Here is a 12,074-nt window from a genome sequence, read left to right as displayed (position 1 = left end):
ATATAAAAAGGATACGATTATTAGAGAAAAGTTGGTGCATCATTGGAGAAAAGTATCACATCTCCTGCATATGTCTGTTCTGATAAGGTCTCTTGGAGCTTTGATTTATCGGAAATGATAATTTTTTGAGCTTTATGAATGTTATCGTGTAAAATAGTAACGTTTATTTTACCTGTAATCATGACAAGATCAAAAACATCATCAATTTTTTTGGCAAGTATCCTATTCGCTTCTTCTGTACTTTCAACAATACCTGGCGTAATAATAACTTTACGCCCTTGATGCTGTGCAACCAGATTATAGGAACTTAACATGCCTTCTAAATTACCATTAAAACTATCATCAATAATGAGCTTTCCACCTGCTTCAATTTTTTGAAGACGATGCTCAACCCCTTCTAAATGCGATACGGCAGACCTAATCTCTTCAATAGAAAGACCCAGTGTGCGTGCAACGTGAATGGCTGCTGCTATATTAATCGCATTAAAAGCACCCAAAAGTTTACATGTAAAACTCTCTTTTACGCCATTTAGGAGCATTGAAAAACTTAGCCCTTGCAAAGAAGCCTCAACATCACTAAGCTCAGCGCCAAAAGAAAGAATAGATTCTGATCCTTTGACATTGGTACTTTCATGCACAAATGCTTTTTCAAGCCTAGAGGAGTGAAGGAGTTCCATCTTTGTATTTCGGATATTTTCCAATGTTTTAAAATACTCAATATGTTGCTCGCCAATACACCCAACAACGGCAATATGTGGATTGACAAGTCTCGCAATTTCATCAATATCTCCACGAGCTCGAGCACCCGCTTCAACAATATAAACATCACATTGTTCAGGCAAATCGTTGTTAATATCCTTAATAATGCCACCTATTGTATTGACACTACGTGGTGTTTTATAGACATTAAACTTTGTGGAAAGAATTTGTGCTAAAAAGTTTTTAATACTGGTTTTACCATAACTCGCTGTAATGGCAACTACTTTTAACGCACTGTTTGCCATCAATTTTTTCTGAGCCTCTTTTTTAAAGCTAAGAAAAAGCATCTTTTCATAGAACATACTTGCTATTTGCGCCACCATTAAAGGAATAATGACACCTAACTTCAAGCATGATGCAACCAATACCGTACACAAAAGATCTTGAAAAAGAGTCGCTAAAACTAAAAAGAGAAAAATCGCTTTACTCGTGCTGTCCAAACAAGTTTTTTGTCCATTTTTTTCTGCCATATGAAAAGGGAGATCAAAAAAAAGTGCAACAAAAAGAGAAAGTACAACACCGTTTAGAAGGTAGTAACCTACTAAAGGAACTAAAAAGTAGAACACGTGCCAATCATAACGATTGTAATGAAATACAATACGCTCTAGCCTATAACTGTACCATTGCATTGCTATTATAAAGTAGTAGCTAAGCCCTAAAATAAAACAGAGGTGAGTGATGCTTGTAACCATTATTTCCATGCTCTTTATCTCTTCTCAAAATCATCAAAGATCATACTTTCAATCTTCTGACATGTAACGTCTTGAACATCTGAAAACATTGAACCATCATAGAGTTTACTAATAAAAAATTCCAAATCTTCCTCATAAGCAGAGTTAATCACAACTTCAACACTGCCATCGGCACTATTTTTGACATACCCCACATAATTCAATGCATGCGCTATATCAACAACAAATCGGCGAAAATTAACACCTTGTACGCGTCCTGTTACAATCAATCTATAAGTACTCAAAATCCAAACTCCCCAAGTGTCTTTTCGATCTGTTTTGCTTGATTCATAAAAAAGAAATGATCACCCTCCATCGGGTAAAAGTGACTTCCCTTAATGAGAGAGTGCATCTTTTCTCCACAGAAAAGTGGCATTGCACTATCCTCTTTGCCCCAAAACAGAAACGTTTTTGCTTTACATGTAAGAAATTGCTCACTAAAGTCTTCATTGACGACCCGCTTGATAATTTCGTACATGGTTTGGCTCATCCCTTCCACATCTTTGGTCGCGAAAAAGCGGTAAAAAGAGCGTGGAGCAAAGGGTTTTAGCAGTTTAAAAAGCGCTATTTTTAGTTTGACTTTCAAAGATTTTGGTGGAACAATACCAGCACTTGAGAGCAAAACCAAGACCTCTGGTTGCAGCAATGTTGCCACTTTACCACCATACGAGTGTCCCACAATGATAAGAGGTTTTACATGTAACGCTTTTAAGAAGACAGATACAATGTCTGAGTAAGTTCCTGTAGTGATGACATCATGAATTGAAGAGTGCCCAAAACCAGGAAGATCAAGATAGAGATGCTGGTACTGAGAAAACGTCTTCCCAAATGCTTGCTTCATAATCTCTTTATTACTGCCCCAACCATGTAAAAAAGAATGGTTTGCGGTTGGTTTTGGTTTAACAACTCATACGATAATTCGTAAGAAGTATTTTGAAATACGATCTCTTTCTTAGCCATCACTCTTCTTTTTCGTGTTGGCATAGATTTTTTCCAAAATATTAACGGCTTCACTCATTTTTTCGTATTCATCCACCGTGATCATAACCGCTTCAAAACGGTTATTTTTCACGATGACCACACGTTTACTTTTCCCTTTGGTAATACTACCCAACACAGAACTAAAGTTGCGCACCATGTCTGTTGCAGTCATTATCTCGTTTTTAGCATAGGTCATCGATTCGAGCCTTTGTGCAAAATTTTATGTAATATCCTACATAAACAAGACTTTTACTTACCTTTAGCTGCTTGAATGGAGTTGATATAGCGGTATTCTTTTGGAATCGTGATACTTTTTGGCAACCATTTTGAAAGATTTTTAATTATTCTATCAAAATCATCAAAAAGATAATTGGCCATACTACCAGGAATTGGGTTGATTTCATTAAGATACGTCATTCCATCAATCACAAAAAAATCACAACGAATAAGTGCCCCTAAAAAAAGTGGATCATAAAGCTTCATAAATGCGTCACGAATTCCTTCTTCTGCTTTGATATCTAGTGCAGCCTCATTCACTCTTTTTGTACGAGAAAAATCTAAATATTTTTTATCGAAATCTAAAAATTCATCTTTTTGAGGTTCTTCTATAATAGAAAAGTGGAACATATCGGTTTTACAACCTGCAAGATTGTACTCTTTTACACCACTTATAAACGGTTCTATTAGGACACTATCATCAAATTCAAAAGCAACATCAAGTGCGTATGCAAGCTCTTTTTCTTCTTTAACAATCCCTATTCCAATAGAACTTCCTAGTCGTAGAGGCTTGACGATAAATGGATAAGCAATTTTAATTGATGCACCACTTCCTTTACGAAGCACTTGGTAGTCTAATACATTAACCCCCACTTCCTTGGCATACAGCTTTGTAAAAAGTTTGTTATAACTGATACAACTACCTTCCATCCGAGGCCCAATATAGGGTACACCAAAGAAATCAAGCATAGAACTAAGTTTTCCATCTTCTCCGTCCATGCCATGCACGAGGTTAATCATGACATCGAACATTATTTTCTCTTCACCCAACATTTTTTTAGCGTAAAAACCACCTTGCTTAAGATAGAGCAGTTTATCTTTTTTATATTCACCACTGCTAAAACGTTTTGAAGTAATTTTATCGGTTGGAATCAAATAAAAATTACGGTAATAATCACAAAATATATAAACAATGTCACTTTTTAGCACTTTTTTGAGAGCAATGGCACTTACCACGCTAATCTCATGCTCAAAACTTTGGGCGCCAAACAAAACGGCTACAGTCATTTTCATCCTTTATTTAACTAAGCTTTCTAAGAGCTTCTTTGATAAGTGTTTGAGTATCTACCCCTTGACAAGTACTCAATGCTTTCTTAATCATCTCTTTTTTAAATCCAAGACTTTCAAGGGCTAAAGAGGCTTCAATCATACTACTCGAGTTATGATCATCAGAACTAAGTTGCAACGAAAAATCACTCAGTTCTACTAAAATACGTTTGGCACTCTTGGGTCCAATGCCAGGAACTTTTTGAAAAGCTTGAACATTTTGACTCACCAAGGCTTGTGCAAAATCATCGGGACTGAGCGTCGAACAAACCGCTAAAGCCGTTGATGGTCCAATGCCATTTAGTTTAATCAGTGTGTCAAATACTTTTTTCTCATTTTCGTCGATAAAACCATACAAACTGTGCTGATCTTCTCTGATAATTTGGCTTACATGTAAAGAGATTAGTTCACTACTGATTTTTCCAAGACATGACAATGAAACAAACACTTTATACGTTAGACCAGCAGCTGTTTTCACATGGACAAACGTCACCTCTTTTTTAACAACTTTTCCTTCAATACCCACAATCATTTGCTACTATACTCCGCGGAACGCATTACTCTATGCTCGCCATTGCCCATATCTTTAAGCGTAATTTCACGTACAATTTCATGCTCTTTTGGGTTGTAGGTAATATCTTTGGGTGGAGAAATGAGTCTAAATCGTACTTCATTAAACTCTTTCCAAGCAGAATGGTTAATAATTTTGGCAAAGAACACTTTATTTTGGACTTGATTGAGCTCTTTACGATACTCTTGCAACTCTTCTTTTTTATCTTTAAAGGTCTGCAAAAACGTATTATAGTCAATCACTTTTTCTTGAAAATCTTTGATCTTAGCAAAAAGTGTCATAGGCGGTTCAACGCCATTACGTTTAAGCTCCATAATCTTATCTTTAACCATCTCTGCCATGGGTTTGTTTTTATCGATAAACTCTTTTTTAGAACTCAGTTGTCTTGGATAAGCTTTGAGCTCTTCTTCAATTTTTTCAATCTTAGTATTAATCGTATCAATCATTTCATTGAACTCTTTTGTAACACTTGGATCAATAATAAGTTTATTGTTATTGCCTTTGAGTTCTGTTATTTCGATAAGATCACACGCTGTTATTTTTGCATTGGAAAGAAGATTGTCAATTTTCACACTATTGGCAATAATTTCGCCACCAATCATCTGTTTAACATGCACCGTATGACCAATGACTTTTCCACCTTCCAAACGATCAATTTCGATGTCTTGACCATTGGCTTCACCACGATGAACTGAAATAATAATTTTATCCGCCTCAATATAGGCACTCTGATGTGTTTGTCCACCAATTTCAGCAATCTTTGCTTTAATTTTAGCACCACTTCCAATGTTGCCTTGAACATGCACTTCGGAAGTTTCAACACTCATACCAGCACCTATGGCATCTTTAAGAATATCACTTTCTTTGATATTAATTTTGATGTTTGATCCCAAACTTGCATCGATAGAACCCGTGGATCTAAAGCTGATTTCGTTGATCTCCATTTGATCTTGTATATCATAAGTGCCTTTGTCAAAATTGACATATCCACCGCGATTTGCAATATATTTGATACTGGTTTCGCTCTCTTTTTTAACGAGATTAGCCGTAATGGCAATGGGTGTATCATTTGACTTGCGAGGCTCTTTCACTGGCAAAAATGCTCCTCTACAGTTACGTCCAGGAGTCCCAAGCTGCGGTTTAATATATTCAATAATACATTCATCTTTATCGACAGCTAATACGTATCCTCGTTTAGCATAGTCAATTTTGCCATCGGTACTTTTAGCATTGATTTTCTTCTTATAATGATAAATAAGATCATCATTGATGGAAGGTATCTCATCCACGCCTTGACAGACAACAAAGGTCTGATTTTGATCGATGATTCCATTCACCCGAATATTAGCTACAATTTTTTTGACTTCTTTGTACATATTCTGATCGCGAATACCTACTAAAATACCTGCTTTAATCTTTTTGATCTGAATATCTTCGATTATTTTTTCTTCAAGTTTTGAGGTATATTTGACATCATGGTTTTTTGCAACCATTGCAATAATCTTGGTTAAAGTTTTATTTCCACTGAGTGTTATATCAGGAAGAATCGTATGATCTTCTTCTTGATCGGCAATTTTGTAAATTTCAACACGATAATGCTGTGTTAGTTTGAGATTGGGATTGAGTAAAAAGTTATCATCCGATAAAAGCTTTAACTCTTCTTCATTCATCTCATTATTTTCACTCTTTTCATCACTGTAGTACGTTGTTGTACGTAGAAGCTTAAAAGAGAGTTCAGAAGGCTTCAGATGACTTGCAATAGCAACATTTTTTAGTTCTTTGATGACGTTAATAGTGTCTATAACAATAGATTTAAATTCAGACACGTCACCATCATTTTGTGTACCCGTATCCGTATTATGACCTTTAATCTTATCAAATAGCCCCAATGTGCACCTCTGTTTTTTGAATAAACTCTCAATTTTGCTCTAATATCGACAAATGTTGCTTATAATGTTAGGAAATCTTAGCGAAAAATAGATAAAAATATTGTTTAAACCATTTTTTGATAAGATACGCAATGCTTATTAAATCATTTTTCACAAACAGTATTGGAACCCTTGTTTCTCGTATATTTGGCTTTATTCGCGATATACTGAGTGCTTCAATTTTAGGAGCAAATATCTATAGCGATATTTTTTTTCGTGGCGTTTAAATTTCCTAATCTTTTTCGCCGTATTTTTGCAGAAGGCGCTTTTACACAGAGCTTTATCCCGAGTTTTATTAAAACATCACGTAAGGCACTTTTTACCTATACTATTTTCTCACGCTTTTTACTTTTTCTTATTATTTTCTCATTGATTGTTACACTTTTTAGCGAATCTTTTGCCAAAATAATTGCCTTTGGCTTTGATGATGAAACGGTAGCACTCTCAGCACCTTTTGTTGCTATTAACTTTTACTATTTACCTCTTATTTTCTGTGTCACCCTTTTTGGGTCATTGCTTCAATACAAGCACCATTTTGCCGTTTCAGCATTTTCAACAGCACTCCTTAACATCGGTATGATAGGTGCCCTCCTTCTTTTTCAAGGGTATGATCGTAAAACGATCGTTTATGCTTTAAGCTATGGTGTTTTAGTGGGTGGCGTATTGCAAGTGATTGCCCATCTTTTTGCACTTAAGAAAGAGCGTTTTTTTAAATTTTTAGCGCTGGGTTTTAAGTATCGTCATAAGAGAGATGCGGCATTAGAAGAGAGCAACAAAAACTTTAATCGCTCTTTTTGGCACTCTGTTATTGGAAATTCAACACCACAAATCGTCTCTTTTGTCGATACAACACTGGCAAGCTTTTTAGTGACAGGTAGTATTAGTTATCTCTACTATGGGAACCGTATTTTTCAACTTCCATTGGCTCTTTTTGCGATAGCACTCACCACAGGAATTTTTCCAAAAATTAGCCGACTCCTCAAAGCCAATAAAGAGGAAGAAGCTTCCAATTTACTTTCTCAAGGCTTTTGGATTTTAGCGTTTTTACTCACAACATCAACATTGGGTGGTTTTATCCTCAGTGAAGAAATTGTTAAATTACTGTTTCAACATGGTTCTTTTTCGACTCAAGATACAGCTAATACAGGTTTTGTTTTAGCAATGTATATGATAGGACTGATCCCTTTTGGTTTAGCAAAACTCTTCTCCCTTTGGCTTTATGCAGGGATGAGACAAAAAGAAGCGGCCATTATCGCAATGTATTCACTCATTGCCAACCTAATCTTTTCCTTTAGCCTTATCAAGCCTATGGGCGCTGCAGGCCTTGCTCTTGCTGGATCGCTTTCAGCGTTTGTTCTACTCTTTTTTACGCTCCGATCATTTGGGCTAGGAAAGTTTTTTGCTATACTATATACTAAAAAATTAGCTATTTTAGTCATACTCCTTGTTGTAGAATGGGGTGTATTACTCTATGTAAAGGAACTTATGCATGTTTATTTATGATTCAGTACAGAAGAAAAAAAGTATCGTTTATTCCTATTCAAGAGAATGAAGTTAAAAATTTATGTCTGCGGTCCAACTGTATATGATGATGCTCATTTAGGACACGCAAGAAGTGCTATTGCTTTTGATCTTTTACGTCGTGTATTTATTGCTCTTGGTTATCACGTAACGTTTGTTAAGAACTTCACTGATATTGATGATAAAATTATTAACAAAATGAAAGAGAGTGGAAAGTCACTTGAGGAGATTACCTCTTTTTACATTGAGCGCTACAAAAATGAAATGCATGCTTTACATGTAAAGGATGCGGACATTGAACCAAAGGCGACGGAGACGGTGTCGGAAATCATTTCGTTTGTGGATGAAATGCTTCGCAAAAAAGTCGCTTATGCAACCAGTGATGGGATCTATTTTGATACCTCAAAAGATGCCAAATACCTTAGCCTCAGTCACCGCAACATTGAAGAAGATGCGAGTCAATCACGCGTCGAGCAAAAAGAAGAGAAAAAAGATCAAAAAGATTTTGCATTGTGGAAATTCTCAAAAGCCAATGAACCTAGCTACTCTGCCCCATTTGGTGTAGGACGCCCGGGATGGCATATTGAGTGTTCTGCGATGATTGAAAAACATCTTGCGAGCAGTGGCAATTTTCAGATCGATATTCATGCAGGAGGTGCCGATCTTCTCTTCCCACACCACGAAAATGAAGCGGCACAAACCAGATGTAAAAGTCATCAAGAACTCGCCAAATACTGGATGCACAATGGCTTTGTCACCATTAGCGGCGAAAAAATGAGTAAATCACTAGGAAATAGTTTCTTTTTAAAAGATGCACTTGCCATTTACAGTGGCGAAGTGCTTCGCTTTTACTTGCTTGCAACACATTATCGTGCGAATTTCAATTTTTCCGAAGAAGATCTATTAAACACCAAAAAACGCCTTGATAAACTCTATCGATTGAAAAAGAGAGTTTTTGAAAACATACCAAGTGAAGTCTCGGCTCCTTTTAAAGAGGCAATGCTGGAAGCACTCAGTGATGATCTTAATATTTCCAAAGCCCTTGCAAGTTTGGATGAGATGATCACTTCAGCGAATGAAATGCTCGATCTTAATCCTAAAGATAAAGCACTCAAAGCAACCACACATGCCAATTTACAATGGATTGAATTGCTCCTAGGCATTGGACTTTACAATCCTTACATGTACTTTCAAATCGGTGTTAGTGACGCTGAAAAAGCGGAGATTGAAGCATTGATTGAAAACCGAATAGTTGCCAAAAAAGCCAAAGATTTTGCAAAAGCAGATGAAATTCGCACACTACTAGAGTCCAAGCAGATACAACTCATGGATACAGCGATGGGGACACAGTGGGAAAAGGTGAACTAAATGCTCGGTATTAAAGGTGTATTAGCCCGTTTTTCTCCTTTTTTTAAGGACTATATCCCCTATTTTCTCTTAGCGATTTTTGGAATGCTTCTCTCCAGTGGAGGAACTGCCTATTCAGCGTATCTTGTAAAGCCTCTTTTGGATGAAATTTTCATTGCCAAAGATAAAGAGATGCTTGAACTTTTGCCCTATGCGATTATCGCTGTTTATGCACTCAAAGAAGCAGGTCGTTATACACAAGCGTACTATACCGCCTATATTGGCCAGGATATTATCAAACGCTTTCGTGACATGATTTTGGAAAATCTTTTAAAACTTGACCTCTCCTTTTTTCATGAGTACCGAACGGGCGAGCTGATCAGTCGTAATACGAATGATGTAGAGCGTGTTAGAACCGTTGTCTCCAATCTCATTCCTGAATTTCTAAGCCAAACGCTGACTATTTTTGGCTTGATTGGTGTTGTCATCTACCAAAGTCCTGAACTTGCTTTTTATGCACTCATTATTATGCCTTTAGCAATCTACCCTTTGAGTGTGCTTTCTAAAAAAATGAAAAAAAGTCTCACGTCAATCGCAAGAAAAGTTTCGGATATCACAGCAAAACTCAGTGAAATTTTTAACAATATTGAGATTATTCAAGCCAATAATGCACAAACATACGAGCACGAACTTTTCAAAAAAGACAATGAGCGTTACTTCAAACTGACGATGAAATCGGTTAAAGTCAATGAACTTGTCAGTCCTGTAATGGAAACATTAGGTTCTATTGGTGTTGCCGTAGTGATTCTCGTAGGTGGTAAAGAGGTTATTGAAGGAGGTATGAGTGTTGGAGCATTTTTCTCTTTTTTAACAGCTCTTTTTATGCTTTACACACCTATTAAGAGAATATCAGGACTTTATAACAAAATGCAAGATGCATTAGTTGCCAGTGAACGTATTTTCTTTTTACTAGATCAACGCTCATCTATCCCCGTTGGAACAAAAATGTTACCTTCTAAAATCGATACGATTTCTTTTCATAATGTCTCTCTCTGTTATGGCGAAAAAGAAGCTTTACAGAATGTGAGTCTTGAAGCAAAATCGGGCGAAATGATAGCTCTCATTGGTGATAGTGGTGGAGGGAAAAGCTCCTTAATGAATATGCTGATGCGTTTTTATGATCCAACATCAGGAAGTGTTTGTATCAATGGCATTGATCTTAAATCTTTTGATCTTCACGATTTACGTCACAATATTGCCATGGTAACACAGCGTGTTTATATTTTTCATGATAGTGTTGCTGCCAATGTTGCTTATGGTAAAGAAATCAATGAAAATAACGTGATTGATGCTCTGAAAAAAGCAAATGCTTACGAATTTATTCAAAACCTTCCTGAAGGTATTCATACGCATTTGGATGAATTTGGAACGAACCTTTCAGGAGGACAGAGGCAACGTATTGCCATAGCCCGTGCCATTTATACCAATCCTCAAGTGCTTATTTTAGATGAAGCAACCTCGGCACTTGATTCTCAAAGTGAGCAAAAAATTACGGAGGCGATTGAAAATCTCATCAAAGATAAAATTACTTTTGTCATTGCCCATCGCCTGAGTACCATCAAAAAAGCAGATAAAATTGCGCTTCTTAAACATGGTAAAATTTGTGCCATTGGAAGTGACGAGGAGCTATTGGCTAACTCCCAAGAGTATCTTAAGCTCAAAGGTTTACAGCACTAGAAAAGGGCTAAAATCAACCATCTTTTATCTTTAGTGGAGTATAATCGCGTACTTTATATTGAAGGAAATAGAAGATGTTTGATTATTATGGCCTGATGAAAAAATTCATGTTTAACTTCTCTCCTGAGAATGCCCACCATATTGCAGAATTTTTCTTTAAGAATGGTGCCACCTATGCTCCTTTTATTCTTTCACCATTGGCTGAGCATTTTTTTATTCATGATAAACGTTTGGAACAAACTATTTTTGGTAAAACATTTTTAAATCCTCTGGGTCTTGGTGCAGGTTTTGATAAAAATGCAACGATGATTCAAATGCTTACCGCTCTTGGATTTGGTCATATTGAGTATGGAACGATTACGCCTGAGCCACAAAATGGCAATGCAAAACCAAGGTTATTTCGCTACGTAGAACAAGAATCCATTCAAAATGCAATGGGATTTAACAATGAAGGTATGTATAAAGTCGGAAAGCGTTTAGAGTCACTTTACCCATTTGCAACACCTTTAGGTGCCAATATTGGAAAAAATAAAACGACTACGGCTGAAAATGCGCTCAAAGACTATGAAAAATTAATTAAACGCTTCAAAGATTTAAGCGATTATTTGGTTATTAACATCTCTTCTCCCAATACTCCAGGTCTACGGGATTTGCAGAATGAGCAATTTATCAAAGATCTTTTTGTGATGGCAAAAGAGTTAACCTTAAAACCGGTACTTCTTAAAATTGCACCCGATCTTGAAATCAACGATGCTTTACATGTAAGCTCTGTTGCATTAGAAAATGGGGCAGCGGGCATCGTAGCAACAAACACAACCATCGACTATTCTTTGATTCCCAATGCAAGAGACTTTGGAGGTCTCAGTGGTAAGGTACTCACTGAAAAAAGTTTTGTTATGTTTGAAGCACTTGCGAAAGAGTTTTTTGGTAAAACGACACTGATTTCTGTTGGAGGTATTGATTCAGCGGATGAAGCCTATCGAAGACTTAAAGCTGGGGCAAGTTTGATCCAAATTTATTCAGCATTTATTTTTAAAGGACCATCCCTTAACCGTGCAATCAACCTTGGTATTTTAGAGCGCATGGAAAAAGATGGATTTAGTCATATTAGCGAAATTATAGGAAGCGATAGGAGATGATAAACAATGAAACAGATACTACTATTTTTAATATTTT

General features: G+C 36.4%; 9 protein-coding genes and 2 pseudogenes. 4 read left to right on the top strand and 7 right to left on the bottom strand.

The annotated features are described in order from the left end of the window. Positions 1–20: 20 nt before the first annotated feature. From Sdiek1_RS07500 to Sdiek1_RS07470, 7 genes are all read right to left on the bottom strand, one after another. Positions 21–1,460 (bottom strand): Mur ligase family protein, encoded by a 1,440-nt coding sequence (locus Sdiek1_RS07500; protein WP_238098873.1) that lies wholly within the window; start codon positions 1,458–1,460, stop codon positions 21–23. Positions 1,461–1,465: 5 nt separating this feature from the next. Beyond that, complete coding sequence (locus Sdiek1_RS07495; RefSeq protein ID WP_087438613.1) at positions 1,466–1,735, bottom strand: acylphosphatase; 270 nt, start codon at positions 1,733–1,735, stop codon at positions 1,466–1,468. Then, complete coding sequence (locus tag Sdiek1_RS07490; protein ID WP_238098872.1) at positions 1,732–2,331, bottom strand: alpha/beta fold hydrolase; 600 nt, start codon at positions 2,329–2,331, stop codon at positions 1,732–1,734. Before Sdiek1_RS07490 ends, Sdiek1_RS07495 begins: the two co-directional genes overlap by 4 nt. A gap of 111 nt (positions 2,332–2,442) precedes the next feature. Beyond that, positions 2,443–2,667: a type II toxin-antitoxin system Phd/YefM family antitoxin gene (locus Sdiek1_RS07485; RefSeq protein WP_087438612.1), complete on the bottom strand. Its 225-nt coding sequence runs from the start codon at positions 2,665–2,667 to the stop codon at positions 2,443–2,445. A 53-nt stretch (positions 2,668–2,720) separates the two neighbouring features. Continuing rightward, entirely contained in the window at positions 2,721–3,755 is a 1,035-nt protein-coding gene (locus Sdiek1_RS07480) for a D-alanine--D-alanine ligase (protein WP_087438611.1), read from the bottom strand. 13 nt (positions 3,756–3,768) lie between these two features. Continuing rightward, the gene (gene ruvA, locus Sdiek1_RS07475; protein ID WP_087438610.1) at positions 3,769–4,326 is read right to left on the bottom strand and encodes a Holliday junction branch migration protein RuvA; all 558 of its coding nucleotides are present in this window, start codon (positions 4,324–4,326) and stop codon (positions 3,769–3,771) included. Beyond that, a complete protein-coding gene (locus tag Sdiek1_RS07470; RefSeq protein ID WP_087438609.1) occupies positions 4,323–6,254 on the bottom strand; it encodes a flagellar assembly protein A in 1,932 nt (643 codons plus the stop codon). The genes ruvA and Sdiek1_RS07470 overlap by 4 nt, the downstream gene beginning before the upstream one ends. A gap of 131 nt (positions 6,255–6,385) precedes the next feature. Between Sdiek1_RS07470 and murJ the strand changes: the two are divergent. From murJ to Sdiek1_RS07450, 4 genes and pseudogenes are all read left to right on the top strand, one after another. Next, positions 6,386–7,796 (top strand): annotated as a pseudogene (murJ, locus tag Sdiek1_RS07465) (murein biosynthesis integral membrane protein MurJ). Further along, a pseudogene (cysS, locus tag Sdiek1_RS07460) lies at positions 7,783–9,182 on the top strand (cysteine--tRNA ligase). Before murJ ends, cysS begins: the two co-directional pseudogenes overlap by 14 nt. Further along, a complete protein-coding gene (locus Sdiek1_RS07455; protein WP_087438607.1) occupies positions 9,183–10,898 on the top strand; it encodes an ABC transporter ATP-binding protein in 1,716 nt (571 codons plus the stop codon). 74 nt (positions 10,899–10,972) lie between these two features. Further along, positions 10,973–12,037 (top strand): quinone-dependent dihydroorotate dehydrogenase, encoded by a 1,065-nt coding sequence (locus tag Sdiek1_RS07450; RefSeq protein ID WP_087438606.1) that lies wholly within the window; start codon positions 10,973–10,975, stop codon positions 12,035–12,037. Positions 12,038–12,074 lie beyond the last annotated feature (37 nt).

This window comes from Sulfurospirillum diekertiae (assembly GCF_002162315.1).
In the GTDB taxonomy this organism is placed as follows: domain Bacteria; phylum Campylobacterota; class Campylobacteria; order Campylobacterales; family Sulfurospirillaceae; genus Sulfurospirillum.
The sequence above is the reverse complement of the archived record's forward strand: the minus strand, read 5'-3'. Positions and strand labels throughout refer to the sequence as shown.

Excerpts from the sequence above, each read along its gene's own strand:
- Sdiek1_RS07490 (WP_238098872.1), bottom strand. The coding sequence starts at position 2,331 with ATGAAGCAAGCATTTGGGAAGACGTTTTCTCAGTACCAGCATCTCTAT.
- ruvA (WP_087438610.1), bottom strand. The coding sequence starts at position 4,326 with ATGATTGTGGGTATTGAAGGAAAAGTTGTTAAAAAAGAGGTGACGTTT.
- Sdiek1_RS07500 (WP_238098873.1), bottom strand. The coding sequence starts at position 1,460 with ATGGAAATAATGGTTACAAGCATCACTCACCTCTGTTTTATTTTAGGG.
- Sdiek1_RS07485 (WP_087438612.1), bottom strand. The coding sequence starts at position 2,667 with ATGACCTATGCTAAAAACGAGATAATGACTGCAACAGACATGGTGCGC.
- Sdiek1_RS07455 (WP_087438607.1), top strand. The coding sequence starts at position 9,183 with ATGCTCGGTATTAAAGGTGTATTAGCCCGTTTTTCTCCTTTTTTTAAG.
- Sdiek1_RS07480 (WP_087438611.1), bottom strand. The coding sequence starts at position 3,755 with ATGACTGTAGCCGTTTTGTTTGGCGCCCAAAGTTTTGAGCATGAGATT.
- Sdiek1_RS07450 (WP_087438606.1), top strand. The coding sequence starts at position 10,973 with ATGTTTGATTATTATGGCCTGATGAAAAAATTCATGTTTAACTTCTCT.